Origin of the sequence: Saccharothrix sp. NRRL B-16348 (genome assembly GCF_001280085.1) — a bacterium.
GTDB lineage: Bacteria > Actinomycetota > Actinomycetes > Mycobacteriales > Pseudonocardiaceae > Actinosynnema.
In genome coordinates this window covers 21,429-45,321 of sequence record NZ_LGED01000236.1, presented here as the reverse complement: position 1 = coordinate 45,321, position 23,893 = coordinate 21,429, and the positions used below count along the sequence as shown (strand labels likewise).

The 23,893-nt window shown below is 70.9% G+C and carries 22 protein-coding genes and 1 pseudogene; 7 read left to right on the top strand and 16 right to left on the bottom strand.

Annotation, left to right across the window (positions count from 1 at the left end; genetic code table 11):
- Positions 1-239: 239 nt before the first annotated feature.
- Positions 240-1,562 carry an IS110 family transposase gene (locus ADK67_RS37220; protein ID WP_157621279.1) on the top strand — a complete coding sequence of 441 codons (1,323 nt, stop codon included), beginning with the start codon at positions 240-242 and terminating at the stop codon, positions 1,560-1,562.
- Positions 1,563-2,412: 850 nt separating this feature from the next.
- Positions 2,413-2,892, top strand: coding sequence for a hypothetical protein (locus ADK67_RS37210; protein ID WP_053721262.1), 480 nt, complete (start codon positions 2,413-2,415; stop codon positions 2,890-2,892).
- Positions 2,893-3,052: 160 nt separating this feature from the next.
- Here the strand turns inward: ADK67_RS37210 and ADK67_RS37205 are convergent, their stop codons facing one another.
- From ADK67_RS37205 to ADK67_RS55165, 10 genes are all read right to left on the bottom strand, one after another.
- Complete coding sequence (locus ADK67_RS37205; RefSeq protein ID WP_053721261.1) at positions 3,053-4,132, bottom strand: MSMEG_0565 family glycosyltransferase; 1,080 nt, start codon at positions 4,130-4,132, stop codon at positions 3,053-3,055.
- Positions 4,129-4,962: a carbon-nitrogen hydrolase family protein gene (locus tag ADK67_RS37200; RefSeq protein ID WP_053721260.1), complete on the bottom strand. Its 834-nt coding sequence runs from the start codon at positions 4,960-4,962 to the stop codon at positions 4,129-4,131. The genes ADK67_RS37205 and ADK67_RS37200 overlap by 4 nt, the downstream gene beginning before the upstream one ends.
- 4 nt (positions 4,963-4,966) lie before the next feature.
- Positions 4,967-5,806: a carbon-nitrogen hydrolase family protein gene (locus ADK67_RS37195; protein WP_053721259.1), complete on the bottom strand. Its 840-nt coding sequence runs from the start codon at positions 5,804-5,806 to the stop codon at positions 4,967-4,969.
- The gene (locus ADK67_RS37190) at positions 5,803-7,182 is read right to left on the bottom strand and encodes an MSMEG_0567/sll0787 family protein (RefSeq protein WP_053721258.1); all 1,380 of its coding nucleotides are present in this window, start codon (positions 7,180-7,182) and stop codon (positions 5,803-5,805) included. Before ADK67_RS37190 ends, ADK67_RS37195 begins: the two co-directional genes overlap by 4 nt.
- 2 nt (positions 7,183-7,184) lie before the next feature.
- Positions 7,185-8,267, bottom strand: coding sequence for an MSMEG_0568 family radical SAM protein (locus ADK67_RS37185; protein ID WP_053721269.1), 1,083 nt, complete (start codon positions 8,265-8,267; stop codon positions 7,185-7,187).
- Positions 8,268-8,371: 104 nt separating this feature from the next.
- Positions 8,372-8,884, bottom strand: coding sequence for an MSMEG_0572/Sll0783 family nitrogen starvation response protein (locus tag ADK67_RS37180; protein WP_053721257.1), 513 nt, complete (start codon positions 8,882-8,884; stop codon positions 8,372-8,374).
- Positions 8,885-8,925: 41 nt separating this feature from the next.
- On the bottom strand, positions 8,926-9,753 hold the full coding sequence (locus ADK67_RS37175; RefSeq protein ID WP_053721256.1) for an amidohydrolase family protein: 828 nt from the start codon (positions 9,751-9,753) through the stop codon (positions 8,926-8,928).
- A 26-nt stretch (positions 9,754-9,779) separates the two neighbouring features.
- A complete protein-coding gene (locus tag ADK67_RS37170) occupies positions 9,780-11,111 on the bottom strand; it encodes an MSMEG_0569 family flavin-dependent oxidoreductase (RefSeq protein WP_231648539.1) in 1,332 nt (443 codons plus the stop codon).
- Entirely contained in the window at positions 11,108-11,383 is a 276-nt protein-coding gene (locus ADK67_RS37165) for an MSMEG_0570 family nitrogen starvation response protein (protein ID WP_269436122.1), read from the bottom strand. Before ADK67_RS37165 ends, ADK67_RS37170 begins: the two co-directional genes overlap by 4 nt.
- Positions 11,281-11,847, bottom strand: coding sequence for a hypothetical protein (locus ADK67_RS55165; RefSeq protein WP_331459362.1), 567 nt, complete (start codon positions 11,845-11,847; stop codon positions 11,281-11,283). Before ADK67_RS55165 ends, ADK67_RS37165 begins: the two co-directional genes overlap by 103 nt.
- A gap of 1,005 nt (positions 11,848-12,852) precedes the next feature.
- Here ADK67_RS55165 and ADK67_RS55160 point away from each other — a divergent pair.
- The 3 genes from ADK67_RS55160 to ADK67_RS37145 all read left to right on the top strand — a co-directional run bounded on the left by ADK67_RS55160 (position 12,853) and on the right by ADK67_RS37145 (position 16,433).
- Positions 12,853-13,191 (top strand): S1 family peptidase, encoded by a 339-nt coding sequence (locus ADK67_RS55160; protein ID WP_331459360.1) that lies wholly within the window; start codon positions 12,853-12,855, stop codon positions 13,189-13,191.
- Between the two features lie 129 nt (positions 13,192-13,320).
- Positions 13,321-14,397 (top strand): hypothetical protein, encoded by a 1,077-nt coding sequence (locus ADK67_RS37150; protein WP_157621277.1) that lies wholly within the window; start codon positions 13,321-13,323, stop codon positions 14,395-14,397.
- Between the two features lie 218 nt (positions 14,398-14,615).
- Complete coding sequence (locus ADK67_RS37145) at positions 14,616-16,433, top strand: SdrD B-like domain-containing protein (protein WP_157621275.1); 1,818 nt, start codon at positions 14,616-14,618, stop codon at positions 16,431-16,433.
- A 69-nt stretch (positions 16,434-16,502) separates the two neighbouring features.
- On the opposite strand, the gene ADK67_RS37140 is transcribed toward ADK67_RS37145, so the two are convergent.
- A complete protein-coding gene (locus ADK67_RS37140; RefSeq protein ID WP_053721251.1) occupies positions 16,503-17,060 on the bottom strand; it encodes a helix-turn-helix domain-containing protein in 558 nt (185 codons plus the stop codon).
- A gap of 66 nt (positions 17,061-17,126) precedes the next feature.
- Between ADK67_RS37140 and ADK67_RS37135 the strand changes: the two genes are divergently transcribed.
- Positions 17,127-18,446 carry an erythromycin esterase family protein gene (locus tag ADK67_RS37135; RefSeq protein WP_053721250.1) on the top strand — a complete coding sequence of 440 codons (1,320 nt, stop codon included), beginning with the start codon at positions 17,127-17,129 and terminating at the stop codon, positions 18,444-18,446.
- Between the two features lie 18 nt (positions 18,447-18,464).
- Here ADK67_RS37135 and ADK67_RS37130 read toward each other — a convergent pair whose 3' ends face one another.
- The gene (locus ADK67_RS37130) at positions 18,465-19,736 is read right to left on the bottom strand and encodes an alpha/beta hydrolase family protein (protein ID WP_053721249.1); all 1,272 of its coding nucleotides are present in this window, start codon (positions 19,734-19,736) and stop codon (positions 18,465-18,467) included.
- A 57-nt stretch (positions 19,737-19,793) separates the two neighbouring features.
- Here ADK67_RS37130 and ADK67_RS37125 point away from each other — a divergent pair, with 57 nt between their 5' ends.
- Positions 19,794-20,333, top strand: a complete 540-nt coding sequence (locus tag ADK67_RS37125) for a helix-turn-helix domain-containing protein (RefSeq protein ID WP_053721248.1) — start codon at positions 19,794-19,796, stop codon at positions 20,331-20,333.
- A gap of 29 nt (positions 20,334-20,362) precedes the next feature.
- Here the strand turns inward: ADK67_RS37125 and ADK67_RS37120 are convergent, their stop codons facing one another.
- From ADK67_RS37120 to ADK67_RS37110, 4 genes and pseudogenes are all read right to left on the bottom strand, one after another.
- Positions 20,363-20,641, bottom strand: coding sequence for an alpha/beta fold hydrolase (locus ADK67_RS37120; RefSeq protein WP_157621273.1), 279 nt, complete (start codon positions 20,639-20,641; stop codon positions 20,363-20,365).
- 5 nt (positions 20,642-20,646) lie between these two features.
- A pseudogene (locus ADK67_RS51605) lies at positions 20,647-20,766 on the bottom strand (DNA-binding response regulator); the annotation flags it as partial.
- A complete protein-coding gene (locus ADK67_RS37115; RefSeq protein WP_053721246.1) occupies positions 20,763-23,351 on the bottom strand; it encodes a sensor histidine kinase in 2,589 nt (862 codons plus the stop codon). The gene ADK67_RS37115 and the pseudogene ADK67_RS51605, both read right to left, overlap by 4 nt.
- 10 nt (positions 23,352-23,361) lie before the next feature.
- Positions 23,362-23,889: a potassium-transporting ATPase subunit C gene (locus ADK67_RS37110; RefSeq protein ID WP_157621270.1), complete on the bottom strand. Its 528-nt coding sequence runs from the start codon at positions 23,887-23,889 to the stop codon at positions 23,362-23,364.
- Positions 23,890-23,893 lie beyond the last annotated feature (4 nt).

Genomic DNA, 23,893 nt, shown 5'->3' with positions numbered 1-23,893 from the left:
GACTGTGAGACTGGTGGTTGCCACCAGGCGGCCTGACTCCTGTTTACGACTGACCCCGCGGTTCGGGTGTCCTTGCTGTTGATCTGTCGTCCGCCTGGTGGTGCACCACCCAGTGGTGCCGGCCGGACGGGCAGTGACCTCATAGGAGCCTGATCGCAGCAGGTCCCGTCACAGTCCCGTCCACCCGACCGGCCGGCGTCACGAGCCCCGTGTCCCCGGTCCCGGAGGTGGAGCCCACGATGCCCAGTGTGAAGCGCGATCCCAGGTTGCGTCGAGTCGTCATCGGCGTCGACACCCACAAACACATCCACGTCGCCGTCGCCCTGGACGACATCGGCGGACGCCTGGACGACCGCTCGTTCCCCGCCGACCAGGACGGCTACGAGCATCTGCTGGACTGGGCCGCCGGATTCGGCGCGAAGCGGCTCGTGTTCGGCATCGAGGGCACCGGCTCCTACGGCGCCGGCCTGACCTCCGCCGTCCGCCGCCGCGGACTGGGCGCGGTCGAGGTGCTGCGCACCGACCGACGCGACCGCAGGCTGCGCGGCAAGAGCGACACCATCGACGCCGAGAACGCCGCCCGCGCCGTGCTGAACAACACCGCCACCGCCGTGCCCAAGACCAACGACGGCACGGTCGAGATGATCCGCCAGATCAAGGTCGCCAAGGACGTCGCGGTCAAGGCCCGCACCTCCGCCATGATCACCCTCAAAGCCGTGCTCGTCACCGCCGACCCCGAACTGCGCGAGCAACTGCAACCCTTGACGAAGATGGCGCTGATCCACCGCTGCGCCGGCCTGCGCCCCGGCACAGTCGACACCGTCACCGCCGCGACCAAACACACGCTGCGCGCCATCGCCCGCCGGTGGCAACACCTCGACGCCGAAATCAAGGCACACGAGGCACTTCTGGCCCAGCTCACCGGACAACTGGTACCCCAGTTGGTCGACGCGTTCGGCATCGGCGCCGACACCGCATCCGAGATGCTCATCGTCGCCGGCGACAACATCGACCGCGTCCGCTCCGAACCGGCCTGGGCACGGCTGTGCGGCGTCGCCCCGATCCCGGCATCCTCCGGCATGACCAACCGACACCGACTCAACCGCGGCGGACACCGCCAGGCCAACGCAGCCCTCTACCGCGTCGTCATCGTCCGCATGCGCTTCCACCAGCCCACCATCGCCTACGTCGCCCGACGAACCACCGAAGGCAAGACCAAGGCCGAGATCATCCGCTGCCTCAAACGCCTACTGGCCAGGGAAATCTGGGCACTGCTACGACCCCTGCGCACCCACTGCTACGACCCCTGCGCACCCTGTCCACCAACACCGCACAGGCCGCTTGACAACTATAGGAGCGTCAACGCCGTCGCGGAATCGTTCTTCGCCACCCTCAAGACCGAGATCGGCACCACCGTCTGGGACACCCGCGACGACGCCCGACGCGACGTCTTCGCCTACCTCGGCTACTACAACCACGACCGTCTACATTCGACACTCGACTACCGTACCCCGCACGAAGCCCGCGTCGACTATCGTCAAGACCTCACCCACGTGGCATGAAATCCGGTGTCCGGTATCCGGGGACAACCTCCCTGGGCCGCCACCACGTCGTTTGGCACCTTGCCCAGGCACTGGACACTTTTCATATTCGGCGGGGGCACCGGCACGACGCGCTCGCCTCATGGTGGGCTGCGCTGGACGACCGGCGGGCGCTGGACCACGCCCGGCACGCCCTCGACTTCTACCGCGCACTCGACCAGCCGGTGTGGGAAGCCGACGCGCTCAACGCGATGGGCTGGCACACCGCGCGCCTGGGAGACTTCGACACCGCCCGCAGCCGCTGCCACGCCGCCCTCACCTTGCACCGAAACCACCAACGCCACCCGCAGGCGAGGCACTGGAGCTGTACCGGGAACAAGGCCGCGACACCGACGCCGACCGCGTCCAGCATCAACTCAATGATCTCGATGGCACCAGCAGCACTACGCGGTAGCCGAGACGGCCCGTGCGCCGACGACATCTTCGAGGGACTGAGCCCCGGTTTCAGCCGGGCAGGAACACGTGCACATCGACCGGGCCGCTGTTCGGCGGCGAGTCGCACCGGAGCGAGTGCGGACGCCCGAAGGCCTCCCCCGCGCGCGGCCGGTGGCGTTCGACTTCGGGTACATCACTCATCTCAATCCGATACGCCGGACAGTCGATTTATTCCCCGTGATCACGCCACACATCCCGGGCACGCCCGAACGGTGGCTGGTGGCCGCCTCAGGGGCAACCGACCATTGGCATGCTTGAAATCGTGCCGAACCACGGTTTCGCTTTTCGAAAACCCACGGAGGAACGCTTGTCATCGCATCGCCCGATTACCAGGCGCTCGCTGGTCACGAGGACCGTCACGGCCGTCCTCGTCGCGGTGGCCTCATTCGCCGCCGTCACGCCGGTCGCCACTGCCGAAGTCTCGGCCCAGGCTTCGCTCACCACAGCGTTCTACCGGCTCTACAACCCGAACACCGGCGACAACTACAACACCACCAACCGGAACGACGCCATCAGCCCTCCGGCCGGCTACACCTACAGCAGCCTGGACGCGTTCGTGTCCAACTCGTCGCAGGCCGGGTTGATCCCCTTCTACCGGATCTACAGCCCGCAGCGAAAGGACCGGTACCACACCGCGAGCTGGGATGAGGTCGTATCCGCGACCACGACCCAGGGTTACACCTACGAGGGAATCAGCGCCTACGTCTACCCGCCCAATTCCGGATCGGGTATCCCGTTCCACCGGTTGCGCCACTCCGGCAATGGCGACCACGTGCTGATGACCAGCGCGGCCGAGGTGGACACGGCGATCCGCGGCGGCTACGTCTACGAGGGTGTGGCGGCCAACGTCGGCTGACCAGTCCAAACCGCGTGTCCGGACGACCTCGCACACGTCCCAAGGACGATTCGATCATGGCATTGTCGTAGCAGCCACCGATCGAGTCCATCGACGGTAGAAGCCCGGATTCCTTGGCACGCCTGGTGGAAGTCCACGATGCGTGCTCCCGACGAACGGCTCAACCCGACAGCCGACGGTACAACAGCACGTGGTCGGCTGCTGCCTTCTCCCAGCTGTAGCCGGCCGCGAGGGCACGTCCGGCCGCCCGCAGGGAGACGGGGGCGGCGAGGGCCGAGCGCAGCTGCTCGGCGAACCCGGCCGGGTCGTCGGCGAACCGGGCGGCGCCGCCGAGGACCTCCCGCAGCACGGGCAGGTTGCGGGTGACCACGGGCACCCCGGCGGCCAGGGCCTCCATCGCGGCCAGGCCGAAGCCCTCCTTGGTGGAGGGGAAGGCGAACACGCTCGCCGCGGCGACGAGAGGAGGCAGTTCGTCGTGCGGCACCTGGCCGAGCATGACCGGCGCCACGCCGAGCTCGGCGGCGCGCCGGTCGAACCGGTCGCGGTAGCCGCGGTAGTCGAACAACGTCTCGCCGCCCGCGATCACCAGGCGCATGTCCGGTGTGGACGGTCGCAGCAGGGCGTAGGCCTCCAGCAGGTCGAGTGTGCCCTTGCGGGGCTCGATGCCGCCGACGGCCAGCACGTACCGGCCCAGCCGCGCACGCCACCGCTCCAACGCGGAACCGTCCTGCGCGGCGAGCGCGAACCGCCGTGCGTCCACGCCGTTGGGGATGACGTCGGCCCGGATCCCCCAGCCCTGCCGCAGCTCCTCCGCCACCGCCGCGGACACGCACACGTGGGCGAACGGTTCCGTGATCGCCCGTTCGTGGCAGGCGGCGAGCTCGGGGGTGGTGAAGTGGTCGATGTGGTGGACCGTGCGGACGCACCGCGGCGCCGCGTTGGCGCTGATGCAGTCCTGGGCGTGGACGACGTCATAGCCCGCGGGGTCGAAGGCGGCGCGCAGGGTGTCGATGGAACGCAGGATCCGCGCGCCGACGCCTTCGCCTTCGACGTCGGGGAACGGCACGACCCGTAGCCGCACAGCCGGGTCGACCGGCCGGAAGAAGCCGCTGTCGCCGCCGCGTCCGAGCGTCCACACCGTCACGTCCTCGCCCGCCGCGGCCAGCGCTTCGGCCAACGCGAGGGTGTGCACCACGCCGCCGCGCGGTTTGGTCGAGTAGCTCAGGAGCGCGATCTTCACGGGATTCTCCGGTAGGCGGCCGAGTTGAGCTCGCCGAGGTGGTGCAGCACCCGCCGGGCGTTCGCGATCTCCGCCGCCACGTCGAGCTCGGCCACGGCGATGCCCGCCTTGCTCCAGGTGCGGGCCAGCACCTCGCCGCCCGGCCCGACCACCTTGGCCTGCCCCAGGAACCGCATGCCTCCCATGGCGCCGGTCTGGTTCGACGAGACCAGTACGACCTGGTTCTCGGCGGCACGGGCCTGGTCGTAGAGGTCGAACAGCCGGGACTGGCGGTCCTGGGCCATGCGGGGCGCGCGGTTGGTGATGCTCGTGGGCCACGCCGACAGGCACGCCACGATCTCGGCGCCGTCGAGCGCCAGGGATCGCGCCGACTCCGGGAACGTCTTGTCGTAGTCGACCAGCATGCCGACCCGGCCGACCGGGGTGTCGAACGCCGCGAACGTGTCGCCCGGCGAGTACGCGACGCTCTCCCCCGGCGGCTGGTGCACCTTGCGGTGGTGGCCGAGCACGCCGTCGCCGGTCACGCAGACCGCGGCGTTGTACCTGTCGCCGTCGGCCGCCTCGCAGTACCCGACGCACACGACCATCTCGGCGGCGAGCGTCGCGATCTGCTTGACCAGCGGGCTGTCGCGTTCGAGGGCGGGTGGCAGCGCGTGCGGGTCGGGGTGGCGCAGGTCGGCGAGGTAGCCGCCGAGCGCCGCGTCCGGCAGCACCAGCAGGGAGACGCCGGACGCGCGCGCGTGGTCGATGAGCGTGGTGATGCGCTGCAGGGCGAAGTCGAGGTCCCGCCCGAAGTGCGCGGCAACCGCGCCGATGCGGATCGCGGCCATCCGGTCAGCCGCCCGTCACGGTGAGGTGGTCGTACGCCTCCGGTCGCCGGTCCCTCAGGTGTCCCATGTGCCGCCTGGCCGTCTCCAGTGCCTGCCGCACGTCCAGCTCGGCCACCGCGACGCCCTCGGCGACACCGGTGTCGGCCACGATCTCGCCGCCGGGGTCGACCACCTTGGCGCTGGCCACGAACCGCAGGTCGCCGAACGTGCCGGACTGGTTGGCGGACAGCCACACGACCTGGTTCTCGAGCGCGCGCGCCCTGTCGAAGAGGTCGAACCGGCGTTTCCACCGGTCCTGCGCGAGGTCCGCGGCCGGACTGGTCCGGCTGCCCGGCCAGGCCGACATGCACACCACGATCTCGGCGCCGTCCACCGCGAGCGACCGCGCCGACTCGGGGAACGCCTTGTCGTAGCAGATCATCATGCCCAGCCGGCCGACCGGCGTGTCGAACGCGGCGAACCCGCCGCCCGCCCGGTAGGTCGCGTCCTCCGACAACGGCTGGTGCACCTTGCGGTGGTTGCCGAGCACCCCGTCGCCGTGGACGCAGACCGCGCTGTTGTACCGCAGCCCGTCCGCCTCCTCGCAGTACCCGGCGGTGACCACCAGGTCGCCGGCGAGCGCGGCGAGCCTGCGGATCTCCGGCCCGTCGAGCGCGAGCGCCGGTGGCCCGTCCGCGTCACCGTCGAGGTTGGCCAGGTAGCCGCCGAGACACGCCTCCGGCAGCGCGAGCAGCCCGACCCCGTCGGCACGCGCCCGGTCGACCAACCGTGCGATGCGGGCGAAGGCGGCCTCCAGGTCGCGGTCGAACGGCGCGGCCACCGCGGCCATGCGCAGCTTGCTCATGCTGTCCCCATTCCCGTGACCCCGGCCTCGATCGCCACGGTCTGCTCACCGTCGGGCCAGCGCAGCATCACACCCTGGCCCGCCACCAGTTCACCGCACTCGGCGCTCATCGCGGGGCTCACCAGCGCACCGGCACCGGGTTCGTCCGCCGTGAGCACCGCGAAACCGGGGAAGCAGGTGAGCCAGTCCCCCACCGTCGCGCCGGACGGCCGGGGCACGTCGGCGACGGTGAGCACCGACCCGCACCCGCTCGCCTCGGCGAGCATGCCGAGCGTCCCCACGACGCCCGCCATCGACACGTCCTTGGCGGCCGCCGGGAGGGCCGTCCCCACCGACGCGAGCATCGCCCGCAGCTCGGGTGTGCGCCGCGTGGTCGTGGAATCCCATTGCCTGCCCGCGTATCCCGGCCGCCAGCCTCCGGCGAGGTCCGCCGTGAGCCGCACGCGGTGGCCCGGCTTCCCGCCGCCGCCGGGCACCGGCCGCCCGGTGCGGCCGAGCGCGGTCACCGACAGGGCCGCGGGCACGCCGAGCTGGGTGTGCCCGCCGAGCACGGGCACCGCGTAGGCCTCGCTCGCCCGCCGCAGCCCGGCCAGCACGCGGGTCGCGAACGAGCGGTCGCGGGCGCCGAGCGCGTCCAGCAGGCCCACCGGATCGGCGCCCATGGCGGCGAGGTCGTTCACGTTGACCAGCACCGAGCACCAGCCCGCCCAGTCCGGGTCGCGTTCCACCATCGACGGCAGGATCGCGTCGCACGCCGCGACGAGATCGCTGCCGGGCACCGGCACACCGTCGTCGCCGACGAAGCCGGGCATGCCGGTCAGGCCGGCAAGCAACGGTCCGAGGTCGCTCTTGGTGGCCTCGGCCAGCGCGGCGATCCGCCGGATCGGCCACCGCATCAGCACGTGCGCCGAACCGGCCACGGACACCGGCCGCACAGGCGTCCACCCCAGCCGGACGAATAGCGCCTCGGTGCGGACCTGGACCGTGGCCTCGAACCGGAGCACCCCGGCGTTCTCCGCGTACGCGCAGGCCGCCCTGATCAACGCCGAGCCGACCGTCCCGCGGCTCGCCGGCGCGACCACCAGCCGCCCGCCGAGCCACCAGCCGAGGTCGGTGCCTCTGGTCGCGGGACCGAGCCGCACCCCGCCGACGACCGTGCCGGCGCGGTCACGGGCGACCAGCACGACGGTCCGCGGGTCCTCGTCGCGCTCGTCGCGGTCGTGCCCGGTGAACAGGCCTTGGTCGCGCACGAACACGTCGGTCCGCAGCGCGTGGTACGCCGCCATCGTCGCCGCGTCGTCGGCCTGCTCGACGCGGAACTCGGGCTGGCGCGCGATGGTGGCCCGGTCGCCGAGGACCGCGAGGACGTCGATCATCGTCAGGCTCCCGCCGCGCTCAGCGCGCCGCAGGCTCCGCAGGCCGCGCAGCCGGCGCCCTGGTCCGCGCCCTTCATCCCGGCGGCGCGCAGCAACGCGGCCACCCGCTCGGTGACGTCGCGCACCAGCGCCGGCGCGGGAGGCTCGGCACCGTCGCGGCGAGCCAGCGTGCCCAGCATCGGCCGCATCGGCACCACGAACGGGTACACGCCGCGCTCGACGAGTCGCGCCGCGCCCGCCACCAGGTCGTCGGGGTCCTCGCCCAGACCGATGAGCAGGTAGGTCGAGACCCGGTTGCGGCCGAACACCCGGACCGCCTCGTCCCACGCGGCCTCGTACTCGGCGAGCGGCACGGTGGCCTTGCCCGGCATCCACCGCCGCCGTACCTCGTCGTCGAGCGACTCGACGTGGATGCCGATCGACGTCGCGCCGGCCGCGCGCAGCTCGGACAGCACCGCCAGGTCGGCCGGCGGCTCGATCTGCACCTGGATCGGCAGCCCCGGCACGGCCTCGAGCACCTCCCGCACGCACCGCGCCAGATGCCGGGCGCCACGATCGGGCCCGTTCGTGGTGCCGGTGGTCATCACCATCTGCCGGACGCCGTCGAGCCGCACCGCGGCCTCTGCCACCTCGGCCAGCTGCGCCGGGGTCTTCGCCGCGACCGTGGCCCCCGACCGCAGGGACTCCTCGATGGCGCAGAACCTGCAGCGCTGGTCCTCGGCGTACCGGACGCAGGTCTGCACCGCGGTCGTGGCCAGCACGTCGCGTCCGTGCAGCAGGGCGATCTTGCGGTACGGCACGCCGTCCGCCGTGGTCAGGTCGTAGAACTTCGGCCGCGCGACGGGTTCCACCGACAGGCCGAGGTCGATCGCACCGTCGAACACCCGCCCGTCCCTGACGGTGTAAGGGCTGTCCGGGTTCAGCGGCAGCGCCGCGTTGGCACCGTCGATGACGAGGTGGCCGTCGTCGCTCGGCCCCGCGCCCTTGCTGCGCCGCACCGGCGCGTCGACCCGCACGCCCCGAACGGCGAGATCGATCCTCGTGGCCAGTTTCCCCGCCGCTTGCCCATCTGTGTCAACGCGCACGATCACACCCCTGACTCTCCAACGACATCGGACGTCGGGCTGCCGGCCGGACCTCCCGGCCGGCGGCCCGCGTTGCGGAGGAACGCGAACGGGTCAGCGCTCGGCTACCACATGTAGGTCGAGTTGATGATCGCTCCCTTGCGGGCGTAGTGGATCAGCGCGTCCTGCACGTCGAGCGGGTGCGTCGGGATGACTCCCGCGATCAGGTCCTCCTCGCGGAGTCCGTGCAGCGACAGGCCGAAGCGGCAGCAGTAGACCTTGCCGCCTTCCTTGATGAAGGTCTTCAGCTGGTCGTTGATGTTGTGCTCGCCGGGGAAGGCGGAGTTGCCGGTGGTCGGGAACCCGCGCGTGGCCATGCAGTTCATCGCGCCCGGTCCGTAGAAGTAGATCGCGGCCTCGAACCCCTTCCGCAGCGCGCGGGTCGCCTGCAGGATCGCCACGAAGCTGACCGACGACTCGTGCGCGATGCCGTGGACCAGGGTGAAGTAGGACTGCCCGGGCTCGGCCTGGTAGTCGGGGAAGACCTTCGTCCCGCCGTAGAGGTTGGACCCCTCGGGCAGTGAGGGGTGTGGGATCTCCTCGAGGCTCTGCTTCTCGGTCTCGGTCAGCTCGGACACGCGTCCTCCTTGTTGTTCGGTGGGTCTTTCACCACGGGGTGCTACCCGTAGAGCCTTTCGAAGGTGCCGCGGAAGACCAGGTCGGCGAGCTCACCGTCACCTGTGGCGGCGCGCAGGCGGGCGTACTCCCCCTCGTGGTCTCCCCAGGGCTGGTCGCTGGCGAAGAGGATCCGGTCGTGCCCGATCCCGCGCCGGTCGATCTCGCGGGCCAGCCAGCGCGGCGCGAAACCGATCGCCCACGAGAGGTCGGTGTAGACCTGCTTGCCCGCCTCGATCCAGTCGAAGAACCGGTGCGAGACGAGCTTGATGTGACCGCTCATGCCGCCGCCGAAGTGCACGAGGTGCACGGCCACGTCGTCGCCGTACCACTCGACGAGGTTGCCGACCTGGTCGACGTCCGAGGCGGCGCCGGGCGAGGTGTGCACGTGGACGACGAGCCCGTGCTCGCGGGCGACCGCGAAGATCCGGTCCAGGCCCGGCCGGCACGCCGGGTCGTCCGGCCGGCCGCCGAGCAGGAAGCTGAGCTTCAGAGCCCGCACACCCGGTTCCCCGGCCAGCGCCAGCGCGGCCTCGGTCCGGTGCGCGTCGCGCGCCAGCGCCGACACCCACAGGCAGGCGCGGATCCGGTCGTCGCGCGTCGCCGCCTCCACGCACAACTCGTTGAAGGAGAAGGCGAGGTCCGGGTCGGGCACACCGTAGTTGGGCAGGACCAGCGCCCGCTCGGTGCCTTCGGCGTCGAGGTCGGAGAGCAGTTCGTCGATCGTGGCACGGGCGGTGGTGTCGGGCCGCACCGCCGGGCCGCCGTAGAAGGGGTACTCGGGCATCACACCGATGTGCCGGTGCGCGTCGTGGACGGTTCGATCGGCCATGGCACCCCATTCCGTCGGTTCGGGACCTACGCCACGGTGCGCGTGGCTGTCCAGTACTCGTCGCTGGGGAAGGTGCTCTCGGGCGTGCCCGCGATCCACGGCACGTCGCTCGTGGTCTCGGCGCCGCGTGCCCAGGCGATGTGGGTCGCCAGGTGCTCGGCGTCGTCGGCCACACCGCAGAACCGGCCTGAGCCCCAGGTGTGCTGCCACGGCAGGCCGATGAAGTAGAGACCGGGCCGGCTGGTGACGCCGCGCTCGTGCGTCGGGTAGCCCCGCCCGTCGAAGACCGGGACGTCGATCCAGCGGTGGTCGCGGCCGAAACCCGTGCACCACACCACCGCCGCGATCCGCGAGAGGTCCAGTTCGGACGGTTCGGTGTCCGGCGCCCACACGGGCACGTACCTGGCTTCCTCGGGCGCGTCGACGCCGTGGGCGAGGATGTGGCGGTCGATCGAGTCCTTGATCCCCTCCGACACCGCGTCGGCGTTGTCGAGGTTCTCGCGCAGGTCCGGCGCGAACCGGGCGAGGCCGTCGCGGATCTCGGTGAGCCTGCCGTACAACCGCATCCCGTCACGGGCGAACGCCCGCAGGTCGATGTCCCTGCCACCGTCGCGACCCGTGACGTAGTGGTTGGCCCGCAACCGCACCGCCTCGGCGTCCTCGAACTCGTCGATGCCGCGCCGGTAGTAACCCATGTCGTCCAGCCACGCCACCACGTCGCGGCCCCGGTAGAACCGCGCGACCCGCGGCGCGCCGCCCACCGCCAGGTGCACCCGCCGACCGGCCAGGTGCAGGTCCTCGGCGATCTGGCAGCCGGACTGCCCCGTGCCGACGACCAGCACCTCACCCGGCGGCAGCGCACCGGCGTTGCGGTACTCGGAGGAGTGCAGCTGCACCACGTCCGTGGGCACCCGTTCGGCGACCCTCGGCCGGACCGGCACCTGGTACGGGCCGGTGGCGAGCACGACGTGGTCGGCGGTCAGCTCGCCGTGCGTCGTGGACACGCGGAACCCGCCCCCCTCGGCGCGCCGCAACCGGATCGCCGTCACCCCTTCGACGAGCGGGCAGTCGAAGGACCGGGCGTAGTCCTCGAGGTAGCGGACGATCTCGTCGCGGACCATGAACCCGTCGGGATCCGGCCCGCGGTAGGGAAACCCGGGCAGCCGGCACTGCCAGTTCGGCGTCACGAGGCAGAAGGAGTCCCAACGCCGGTCGCGCCACTCGCCACCGGGGCGATCCCGCTCCAGCACGACGTGGTCGATGCCCGCCTGGTGCAGGCAGTAGCTCGTGGACAGCCCGGCCTGGCCGCCACCCACGACCACCACCGTGCGGTGAACGCCGTCCAGGTCGGTGGTCATCGCTCGTACCCCTCGACCACGATGTCCGCCTGCTGGTCGGCGGACCCCGCCGCCTTCAGCTCGATGCCGGCGAGCTGCGCCTCCGCCCGGGCGCACCCGAACCCGTGGCCGGCGCGCACCCGTTCCGATGCCTCGGTCAGCGCCTTCCTGCTCAGCGCGACGAACTCCGTCAACGCGGAGGAGCCGCCCACCCGGAAATACTCCTCGATGACGGTCGAGGGGGAATAACACCGGTGGACCGAATCGTCCGGCCACCGCACGCGAAACAGCACCTCGGGCACGGTCGCCTCCCGGAGTCCGTTGATGACACGGACAAGTTCAACCGCAGATCATATCCGTTCTGTTTCATCCGGAACAGCGTCGAGTTACGTCGCGGTCCGGTTGTTACGAGCACTCGCCCGCCCGGCGGCCCGCCACCCGTAAAGAAGATCTCTGTCCACCCGACACGGATTCGTCTAATTTCCGTGATTCCACGTCGGGTCGACGACCAGGAAACCTCCTTGCGCCCCGTCCGATTCGGCGTCGGGCCAGACCACGACCTTGCCCGCATCCCGGCGAACGTCAGTTCGCTGCCGGCCTGCACGACAGATGGAGTCGCACCCGAGCCGCCGTCGCCGCGCCGCTCGGTGGTCAGGACCCCCTGCAACGTGCCGGTGAAGACGCGGATGCCACCCGCGTCGGCGTAGCCGAGCGCGGTCGCCACCGTGCCGCTGCGGTCCTCGACACCCGCCGCCATGTCGAGGATGGATCCGGCGGACCAAGACGCGAAAGCAGACACGTACAGGTTTCCTGCAAAGAACTAAAAGGCCTTTCGCCGGATGGCTCTGACTCCGAGCGCGGAAGTACACCAGAATCGCCCAGTGGTGTAGCGCACTTCAGTCCGAAGCTGCCCGATGCGCCGAGTCGTGTCACCGACTCGGCGGTACGAGCGTGCCGAACGGGGAAAGTATCGTCCCGAATCCGCCGGGTTCGCAAACGGCGTTGCCGGTCGGTTCCTGAGTTCCGCTCGCATATCTCGGGCGACCGACCGGCGCTTCCTCGCACCCTCGCCTGAAGGGGCTGCCCAAGTGACTTATTCACGTACCGTCCGATTAGCCGGCGCGGTCGTCCTCGCGATCGGTCTCGCCATTCCGTCCCTGCCCGCGGTCGCCGCGCCCGGCGGCGTGGCGACCACGTCCCCCACCTCCGCACCGCGCGTCTCCCTCGGAATGGCCGAGGCGATGAAGCGCGACTTCGGCCTCACCGCCGAGGGCGTGCAAACACGTCTGGCCCAAGAGGAAAGGGCCCGTGGCGCCGAGGTGGTCGCCCGCAAGCTCTACGGCTCCGCCTACGCGGGCAGCTGGTTCGACCCCGCGACCGGCAAGCTCTCCGTCGCGGTGGCCGGTGACGCCGCTGCCGACAAGACCGGTCTCGACGTGACCGTCGTGCCCGTCGCGCACAGCTCGACGCCACCAAGACCGCCCTCGACCGGCAGGCCGGCAAGGCCGCGCCCGCCGGAGTGAACGGCTGGTACGTCGACGTGCAGACCAACACGGTCGTCGTCACCGTCAACCGGCACAAGGTCACGCTCCATCGGCTTCGCCGTGTACGGCGGATTCGTGACCGCCGGCCACTGCGGCACCCCGGCTCTGAGGCCACCGACCAGTACGGCGCGCTCTACGGCTACTTCGCCGGGTCCACGTTCCCCTACTACGACTACGCGTGGGTGCAGACCGTCGCGGGCGTGAACCTGTGGGGCTACATGGAGGGCTACAACGGCTATTGGTACTACGTGCGCGGTTCCGCGCAGGTCCCGGTGGGCTCCGGCGTGTGCCGCTCGGGCTCGACCACCGGCATGTGGTGCAACTACATCCAGGCCCGCAACCAGACCGTGAACTACCCCCAGGGCGTCGTCTACAACCTGACCCGCACGAACGTCTGCGCCCAGCCCGGCGACTCCGGCGGCTCGTCGCTCAGCTCGAACCAGGCCCAAGGCGTGACCTCGGGCGGCTCGGGGAACTGCTCGACCGGTGGAACCACGTACTACCAGGAGGTCAACCCGATCCTGTCCGCCTACGGCCTGTCGTTGATCCTGACCTGATCGCCGGCACGTCTCCCTATCAGACGACCCGACCGGCCTTCGTCCTCTGCCCGAAAGCCGGTCGGGTCGGCCCGGTTACCGAGGTGCGTTCGTTGCCGCAGTCGGTATTGACCCCTCATCCGTTGGTCCATGGGCACCCGGCGGAATAGCACCCTCGACACACTGGACGACAACAGCAAGTGCCCGAACATCCGGGGCCGCTCAGTACCAGCGTTGCCACAAGCCCGTACTCCAGGTCGTGCCGGTACCAAGCCGATCGAAACGCCCGTTCTCATCGGTACGGGTGTCTACCATTCACCGATGCGTGTCCTTGCTCTCGCGCTGATCGCGACACTCCTCAGTGGATGCACCAGCCCCGCCAAGCCCACGCCGACGACGTCCGGGGACCGCGACTTCGACGCGGTGGTCGCGGCGCTGCGAGCGCTGGACCCGTGCGCGCTGCTGGCGGACGCCCGGACCACCGTGCGGAGCGGGCCTTTCGCCTGCCGGAGCGGCGACGATCCGGTGCTGACCGTGACGGTCGGCGTGTGGCTCGATCCGGTAACACCCCGTGCTGCCGCTCCGGTGGCCGGAGTGCGGGCGGTCCGGGCTTCAGGTGACCGGTACTGCTCGACAACCCTGTTCACCGGCGCCGATCTCGGCATCGCCTTCACAGCCGACACGACCAAGGCGGGGCAGGAAAACACACTGTGCCGCGTGGCTGCCGACGCGGCCGCCGCGGCGGCGGGCCTGCTGGCCGAGCCGGACGAGCTGACCGCATCCGCACCACGCCAAGACTCCTGCGACCTGCTGCGCCGGGCCGGCCGTGACGCGGCAGTCGACGTGACCGACGGCCTGGAGCTGCGGTTCGGCACCACGACCGCCACGGGGCTCGGACTGTGCCAGGCCCGGGAGGCCGTCGACGGTGGTTGGCGAACCCGTTTCTCGGCTCGGGTCGTCCACACCAGGTTCGGCTCGATCCCCAACGAGCGCCCGGACGTCCTGAACGGCCGCGACGTGCGGATCTACACAACCGGCGAGGACTGCGAATACGGCTGGCGGGCACGAGGCTCCGGCGAGACGGACCCGGCCTACACAGACACAGTGATCCAGGTGCGTGGCCGCGACTGCGCCGAAGCAGCCAAGCTGGCCGCCGCACTGATGACCACGGACAACGAGGCCTCACCGGCAGTCACCCCACAACGGCCGATCACGGAGCCCGCATAGCCACCCGGTTCGTGGACCGCCGGCGACCGGCAGCGGCACTCGACCGCTTCTGGCGGGGTCTCGCGCTCACCGGGCGCTCCGGTTCCGGAATCCTTGGCTTACCGATCGGCAATCCTCCGTGACACGCGGACCATTCCAAGATCACCGGCAGGGTCGGGCAGCCCATAGACGTCCGATAGGGCCCGGGGTTCCACAATGCGGTCGATCGTGGCGAAACCGTGCCGAATTTCCGTGCCATCAACTCGGAACGGTCACGTTTTCGGCCCGATCTGTCAAGAACGGCGCGTCACAGCGATATGCAACCAGAGAGGAGAAATGCCATGTCGCGATTAAACCGATCCATTGGCGCGCTGTTGCTGGCGGTCGTCGTCTGGGCGGGGGCGTCGGTGGGTCCGGCGTTCGGTGACACGTCGGCTCCGACCGAGTCCACCACGACCGGGTCCACCACCACGGAACCCCCGGCAACCCAACCGACCGAGACCGAACCGGGCACCGCGAAGCCGACGGTCGAGCCCACCGTTCCCGGGGAGCCGTCAGCCCCGGAGGTGCCCGCCGACCCGGCGGAGGGATCGGTCGACCTGACGATCTCGGTCACCTTCGACAAGCCCTCCTTCGTCGCCGACGAGACCATCCGCGCGCAGGCCCGCGTGACCAACACGGGGACCGCCACCGCGACCCATGTCGAGGTCATCTCGGCCGCCGCCGTCGACAGCAACTACTGGCACGGATTCGGCTACGGCGTATCGATCGAGCCCGGTCAGACCGTGGAGGGCGTGCTCAGCGCGCGCCTGAACTCCCGGATCGACCTGCTGACGCTCGAGGTCACGACCCGGTCCGAGGAGCCGGACGCCGATCCGGCCGACAACACGGCCACGGCCACCGTCCCGATCACCTACGTCCGGGGCACCGTCAACGGAACCGTGTACGCCGACTACAACGGCAACACGGTCAAGGACGCCGGCGAGGAGTTCACAAACCTCACGGTCACCGTGATCGGGGGTCATGTGTCGCAAGGCACGTACGCCACGGTGACCGACACGGCCGGGCGCTTCGCGTTCCACGACTTGCCGCGAGGCGGCTACCGGATCTCGTTCGCCGCCCAGGACTGGGCATTCCCGTCGACCAACGTCGAAGTGGACGGGGAGGACGACCCAGACCTCTTGTTCCGGGCCGCCCACCTGCTCGACCCGGTGCTCACCGCCTCGGCGGCGTTCGACCTGCGGAACTACCAGGTGAACGACACCGCCCTGCTGACGCTGACCCTCACCAACAGCGGTGCGGCGCCGATCCCCGGCATCACGGCGTCGTGCACGACCTCGGTGTGGTCCCGACTCGAACTCGGGGAGCTGACGCCCGACGGTCCGGGCGCCACCGTGCCCGCGAACGCCGGCCGCGCCTTCGGCGTGCGGATCCCGATCGACCAGCGGATGGCCGGTCAGGGCTATCTGACGGTCCAGTGCGGGTTCGGCGAACAGCACTACACCAACGGTCACGTCACCGCGAGCACGATCGCGCGGATCCCCGGAGCGACCGCGGAGAAGGTCTCCGGCCAGGTGACGTTGCCACGGACAGCGGTGTCCCCCGGGCCGTGGTGCGGTTGTTCCGGGCCACATCCGGGCCAGCCCGTGCCGGACCTGAAGGTCTACCTGAAAGACCAGTTCACCGGTGCGGTCCTCGCCCGTGCGACGACCGACACCTCCGGCAGGTTCGAGTTCCACCACATCCCGACAGGACTGCACACCCTCGGCGTGGTCGGACCGTGGAAGATCACCCTGGGTGGGCCGGAGTTCCCCGTCGTCGCCGGAGAGAGCCGGCCACGCCTGGTGTACGTCGAACCGGGCCCGGACCAGGCGGACCCCGACCCGCCGCAACCGGGCGGCCCAACCGCGCCCGCGCCCGGCGGCGCCGCGGGGCAACAACCCGCCGGCCAACTTGCCTCGACGGGAGTGAACGCGACCTGGCTCGCGCTCGGCGGGCTGCTCACGTTGCTCGCCGGCGCCGGCCTGATGTTCCACGCCCGCCGGAGGGCGACCTGAGGTGAAGCGGGCCGGATCGTCGAGCACCGTGGATTCCTTGCGGGCTGCGGTGTTCGGTCCGTTCAGGGCTCACGGGCGGTGGTCGGGCCCGTGCGGTGGTGGTTCCTCGATCGGGAAGAAGATCGCGCTCACCAGGTGTGGCCTGCGCTCGGGCGCGGGTTCGTTGTCCGCCTTGGCCCTGAGGACGTCGCGCAGCGCGCCGATCATCTCGGTGTGTTCGTCGGGGCTGAGCCACAGGGTGCCCTGCCGGTAGCCGACGGAGTCGGCGGTGGGGTCGGCTCCCGGGCGGTCGAGGTAGGCGTTGAACTCGGCGAGCAGGGCGGCCATGGCGGCGGCGAACCCGTGGCGGTGGTCGTCGAGGGTCATCGACGCCGCCGCGTCGGCGTCGATGACCGTCTTGTCCCGGCGCAGTCGGTAACTGCGCTCCACGGCGCCGCGCACGCGCTGCTCGTCGGCGACCTCCAGCAGGCCGCCGTCGACCAGCAGGCCGACGTGCCGGTAGACGGTGGTCTTGGGGATGTCGGGCAGGTGGGCGCACAGCTCGGACGTGGTGCGCGTGCGTCCGCCGGACATGCTCCAGGTGATGCGCAGCCGTACCGGGTGCAGGAGCAGTTCGAGCGTGTCCACCGCACCACTGTCCCATATCTGGTACCTTTCCCAAAATTGGAAACGATCGGCTTCGGGGGCTCGGACATGACCACGAACACGACGACGGCCCGGCTCAGTGACGAGGCGGTGATCCCGCTGCGCACGCTGGACCCGGCCCAGCCGCTGGACGACCTCGAATGGCTGGACGAGGCGATCGGCGACGCACGGGTGGTGGCGATCGGCGAGAGCGCCCACTACAACCGCGAGGCCTACCAACTCCGCCACCGGCTGCTGCGCTACCTGGTCGAACGGCACGGGTTCAGCGCCTACGCGATGGAGACGGGGTTCGCCGAAGGGCGGCTGACCGACAGCTGGGTCCGTGGCGGCGACGACCGGCTCGGCCACGTCATGGCGAACGGTGTCACGTCGTTGATGGGGCTGTGGACGCAGATGGGCGCCCATCTGGAGTGGATGCGGCAGCACAATCGCACGGCCGCGCATCCCGTCGGGTTCCACGGCATTGACCTGGGCGGCTCGAACGCGTCCCTGCTACCCGCGCTGGACGCCGTGATCGCCTACCTCGCGCAGGCCGACGACGGGTTCCGGGTCGATCCGGTGATTCGGGACACCGCCGAGGCCTTCGCGGCGATGTCCGCGTTCTCCGCGCCCGCGTCCGTCGTCGCGTACGGCAACCTCGCCGCCGAACACCGTGACGCGCTGACCGCGGGCCTTGCCGATCTCACGGCACGCATGACGGCGCGGCGCTTCGACTACGTTCCCGGGACGTCCGTCGACGCTTACGAGCGTGCGCTCCGCTGCCTGCGCATCGCGGTCACGCTCGACTCGATGTTCCGCTCCCTGATCCGCGGCGACCAGCGCGGGATGATGATGAGCCGTGAGGCCACGATCGCCGACACGGTCGACTGGATCCTGGGCGGGGAAGGCCGGATCGTCGTCGCCGCTCACGACGCCCACGTCCAACGCCAACCCGCCGCCCTTCCCGGCATGTCCCCGGCCACGGTGATGGGCGTGCACCTCGCCGACCGGCTCGGCGCCGACTACCGCGTCATCGGCACGACCACGGGCACCGGCTGGACCCTCAGCGAAGGAGCCGACTTCTACGCCGGCGAGTTCTTCCAGGAGCTGTCAGCGCCTCGGCCGGACAGCCTCGACGGACTCATGGCCGCCAGCCACCACGCACCCTTCGCGACCGACCTGCGGCGACTGTCACCGGCCGACACCGCCACCGTGCAGGCCGTCACCCGGCAGCGCTACGGCACGTTCTACTCCGACCTGAACCCGCTGGACGCCTACGACGTCATCGTCCACCTCCCCCACGTCACCCCGGCCGAGCCCGACCACGACGCGCTCGCCCACTCGCCTCTCGACGTCCGGGAGGCATTCTCCCGTTGGCAGCCGGAGTGATACCCGCTGCGGTGGTCATCACGGACAGGGCTTCCCGTCGGGCGTGAGCCAGTCCGCGATGTCCGCGATGACGGCTGGGTCGACGTGGTGGGCCGCCTGGTAGTCGGCGGGCGTCGAAGGGCCTGTGCCAGGGAAGAACAGGTGGTTGTCGGCGTCGTGGACGCGGATCGAGACGTCCGGTCGGTGTGCGAGGCCCGTCCGCCATCGGGCGAGGTCGTCCTCGACGGTCACCTGGTAGTCGCGGCCACCTTGGAGGATGAGCATCGGCCGGTCCAGCGCCGCTGCGGTAGAGACCGGGTCGTAGCCGCGCAGGTCGAGCCAGTACGCGCCGGTCAGGCCGAAGGGCAGCGCTGCGACCGGTGTGGCGGGTGACAGGTCGGGGCTGTCGACCACCGCGGCCTGCCGGGTGATCGTCTCGACGGCGGCGTCGCCGGCGGGACCGGGGTTGAGCGAGGCGAGGTAGCGGATGACGCGGATGGCGGCGTGGTGCATCGGTTGCGTGTCGCCGGCCAGGATCACCAGTCCGGCGACGGACGGCTCGGCGGTCGCGACCCGCGGGGCGACCTTGCCTCCCATGCTGTGGCCGAGGACGAAGACGCGTGCAGGGTCCACGGTCGGCTGGTGCCGGAGCGCGCGAACGGCGGCGACCGCGTGCGGCACGTACTCGTCCGTCATTCTGAAGTCCGGCATGTCCGCGACGAGAGCGGCGTGGGTGTGGGTGACCTTGTCGAAGCGCACCACCGCGACGCCACGGCTCGCCAGCCCCCAGGCCAGGTCCTTGAGCGGCTTGTTGGGCCCGGTGGTCGCGTCGCGGTCGAACGGGCCACCACCGCTGAGCAGCACGACGCCGGGCCATGGGCCGTCACCCCAGGGAAGGCTCACCGTGCCGGACACGGCAAGCGGACCCGAACCGATCGTGACGTCGTGCTCGTCGAACGTTTCCAGGACGGCGTAGGGCGGCGGTGTCCACGACTCGGTGACCGCCGGGGCCAATTGCAGACCGTGCAGCCTGCCCACGTCGTCGATCGCCATGACCACAGCGAGGGCCCCGTGCTCGCCCTCGACCGGAACGGTCACCTGGACCAGCCCCGTCCCGGCCGACTCGCTCACCGGCTGACCGACGGCCGACACGGCACCGATCCCCGTCATCCACGCGGCGCGCACCGCCTCCGCGTCGATCAACGCCCGCAGCGGCGGGGCGAACAGCTTCTCGATCTCCGCGAAGCGGCCGGCGCGCGCCAGCTCGACAACCGCGACGCCGGTCGCCTCCGGATCGGTTCCCCGCACCATCGGTGCACCTACCTTTCTCAGTTTTGCGAAAGGTAGCAGACGTGAGATCGTCACGGGGTGGACTCGGCGGAACTCCTCACGCACCCGGTGCGGCTGCGCGTCGTGCACGCGATGCGCGGCGGCCGCACGCTCACGACCGCCGAACTGTGCGCCCTGATACCGGACGTCTCGAAGGCGACCGTCTACCGGCACGTCGACCTGCTCGCCACGGGCGGGGTCCTGGAGGTGGCCGACGAACGCCGGGTGCGCGGCGCCGTGGAACGCCGCTACCGACTGCGCCAGGACCGGGCGGTGATCGACGCCGAGACGGCCGCGTCGGCGTCACCCGACGACTACCGACGCGCGTTCGCCGCCGCGATGGCCGTCCTGCACGCCGAGTTCAACGCCTACCTCGACCGGGACGGCGCCGACCCGACGGCGGACCTCGTCGGCTTCCGGCAGCACGCGGTCTGGCTCAGCCCGGACGAACTCCTCGACCTGATCGGCGAACTGCGCACGGCGATCCTGCCGCGCCTGGCCAACGAAGCCGCACCGGACCGCGCGCGCTACCTGCTCAGCCCGATCCTGTTCCCGACCGAAGAACCGCACACCGACTGAACGCCCGGACCTCGATGCGGCCGGCCACGCTAGCTGTTCGGGTGGTGCAGCACGTTGTCGGCGAACGTCCCGATGATGCGGGCGACGTGTTTCGGGGCTTTGAGGTCAGCGCCGTGGTCCCGGTTGCGCATCACGACCCGTTCGGCGTGCGGCATCACGTGTGCGATGGCGTCGAGCCGGTCGGCCAGGTGTGCCGGGCCGCGGTCACCGCCGAGGAGCAGGGTGGGCACGGTGATGCGGGCGTAGACGCCGAGGCGGACACACGTCACGATCGGGTCCTCGATCACCTGCGCGGTCGCTCTGCGCACCGCGGCGACTCCAGCGCGGTTCGGCCGTCGTGGGCGGTGAGCACCTCGTACCCGCGCGCGGACAGGTTGATCCGCAGGGCACGGACGATCCGGTGTTCGTCATCGACCACCAGCACGGTCGTCATGCCTCGTGCTCCTCGCCGTTGTGGTGGACCGGCAGGGAGATGACGATGGTGAGACCGCCGCCCGGAGTGTCCTCGGCGGTGATCGTGCCGCCGATGGCCTCGGTGAAGCCCTTGGCAACGCTCAGACCGAGCCCGACACCCGGTGTGGCGTCACGGTCGCCGAGCCGCTGGAACGGGGTGAACACGGAGTCCAGCGCGTTCTTGGGGATGCCGGGCCCGTGGTCGACGACGCGCAGCTCCACCCGGTCGCCGTGCGTGCTGGCGCGCACCGCGACCTCGGGTTCCTCGTCGGCGATCCGTCCGTCGCCGTCCACGTCGACCGCACGTCGCGGCCTCAGCCTGCCGTGCCGCAGGGCGTTGTCGATGACGTTGGCCACGACGCGTTCCAGCAGCCCGACGTCGGCCGGCACCTCGGGCAGGCGCTCGTCCACGTCGACCGACACCGTGCGCCGCTCGTCGATCCCCGACAACGCCCTGGCCACGATCTCGTAGTAGCTCACCGGGCGCAGCTGCGGCGTCACGGAGCCGGTGGCCAGGCGCGAGGAGTCGAGCAGGTTGTCGACCAGCCCGGTCAGCCGGTCCGCCGATTCCTCCACCGTCGCCATCAGCTCCGCGGTGTCCTGCGCGGACAGCCGCAGTTCGGCGTCGCGGAGGCTGCCGATCGCGGCCTTGATCGACGTCAACGGCGTGCGCAGGTCGTGGCCCACCGCGGACAGCAGCGCCGTGCGCAGTTCGGTGGCCTCGGCGCGTCGCTGGGCGTCCGCGGTCTCCGCCGCCATGCGCTGCTGGCGCAACGCCATGAGCGCCTGCCCCGCGGCGGCCTCCAGGACGCGCTGGTCGCGGGCGGGCAGGGTCCGGCCGCGCAACGCCAGGTGCACGTCCGCGGTCACCGGGACGTCGGCGTCGGCCTCATCCGGGTCGTCGCACGGGCGCGGGCCGACGCACGCGACCCGTTCCCACTCCCCCTCGCGCCGTTCCAGCAACGCGACCGACTCCAGGCCGAAGTTCTCCCGGACCTTCTCCAGCAGCCGGACCAGCGGGTACGGGCTGGTCAGCACTGTGCGGGCGTAGGAGGCGAGCAACGCGGCCTCGGTGCGGGCCCGCGCGCCCTGCTCCGCGAGCCGGGCCGCGCGGTCCACCACCAGCGCGACGATCACCGCGACGATCACCATGGCGATCAGGGTGACCACGTTCTCCGGGCCGGCGACGGTGAGGCTGTAGTAGGGCTGGGTGAAGAAGAAGTTCAGCAGCCCGGCGCCGAGCAGCGCCGCGAACAGCGCCGGTCCCAAGCCGCCGGACAGCGCGACGACGCACGTGGCGAGGAGGAACGCCACCAACTCCGTCGAGTAGGACACCTCGTCGCGCCACAGCGCGCCCAGGCCTGTGATCGCCGCGGGCAGCAGCACCGCCAGCGCCCACCCTGTGACCCGCCGTGACCTGGTCAGCGCGTTGCGACCGAACCGCCAGCGCAGACCGCGACGGGCCTCGTCGTGGGTGACCATGTGCACGTCGATCGGCCCGGAGGCCTGGACGACCGCTTGCCCGATCCCCTCGTCGAACGCCCGCGCCAGCCGTGAGCGCCGCGACGTGCCCAGCACAAGCTGGGTGGCGTTCACCCCGCGGGCGAACTCCAGCAACGCGGTCGGCACGTCGTCGCCCACCACGGAGTGGAACGTGGCACCCAGGTCCTCGGCGACCCGGCGGCACTTGGCGACCACCTCGGGCGCGGCACCGGTCAGGCCGTCACCGCGCATGACGTGCACGACGAGCAGTTCGGCGCCCGCACGCAGCGCGATGCGCCGGGCACGGCGGATCAACGTCTCGCTCTCCGGACCGCCGGTGATCGCCGCGACCACCCGTTCGCGGGTCTCCCACGTCTCGGTGATGGCCTGCTCGGAGCGGTACTGCTGCAAGGCCACGTCGACCTGGTCGGCGACCCACAGCAGCGCCAGCTCGCGCAGCGCGGTCAGGTTGCCCACCCGGAAGTAGTTGCCCAGCGCGGCGTCGATCTTGTGCGCCGCGTACACGTTGCCGTGGGCGAGCCTGCGCCGCAGCGCCTCGGGCGTGATGTCGATCAGTTCGATCTGCTCGGCGCGTCGGACCACCTCGTCCGGCACGGTCTCGCGCTGCTGGACGCCGGTGATGCGCTGCACGACGTCGTTGAGCGATTCGAGGTGCTGCACGTTCACCGTGGAGAGCACGTCGATGCCCGCGTCCAGCAGCTCTTCGACGTCCTGCCACCGCTTCGCGTTGCGGGAGCCGGGCACGTTGGTGTGCGCGAGCTCGTCCACCACCGCCACCTCGGGCCTGCGGGCGAGCACGGCGTCGACGTCCATCTCGGTGAAGTCGGCGTCCCGGTGGACGAGCCGCCGGCGCGGCACGACCTCAAGGCCGTGGAGCAGTTCCGCGGTCTTCACCCGGCCGTGCGTCTCGACGAACCCGACCGCGACGTCGGTACCGCGCTCCCGACGTCGGTGAGCCTCGCCGAGCATGGCGAAGGTCTTGCCGACGCCGGGCGCGGCACCGAGGTAGATGCGCAGCTCACCGCGTCTGCGTCTGGGGTCCACACCCTCAGTCTCAGCCATTCGGCAGCACTCAGCGCGCGGTCTCGAGAGCGCGGTTGAGCTCGGTGACGTTCACCGTCTCGGTGAACGTGCCACCGGCGCTCGCCGCGACGAGGTCGTGCACCGCCTGCGCGGACCGGCCGGTCGCCCGGGCCACGCGGGGTACCTGCAACTCGGCGTACTCCCGGCTGATGTGCGGGTCCAGGCCGGAGGCCGAGGCGGTGACGGCGTCCTGCGGCACCCGGTCCTCCGACACGCCCTCGCGGTGCGCGATCGCGGTGCGCCGCTCGGCGACGACCTGGTCGTAGTCCGCGTTCCGCTCGCCCTTGTTCGAGCCGCCCGACGCGGGCAACGTCGCCGCCGACGGCCGGGTGTGGAACCACTGGTCGCCGTCGCGGGCCACACCGACCAGCGTCGTGTCGACGGCCTCGGCGTTGGACTGGAGACCCGGCAACCGGGACACACCCCACACCGCCGCCGGGTAGAGCACCCCGGTGATCACCGTGAGCACCAGCAGGATGCGCAGTCCGGCCAGCGCCTGCTTGACGAAGTTGTTCACCACG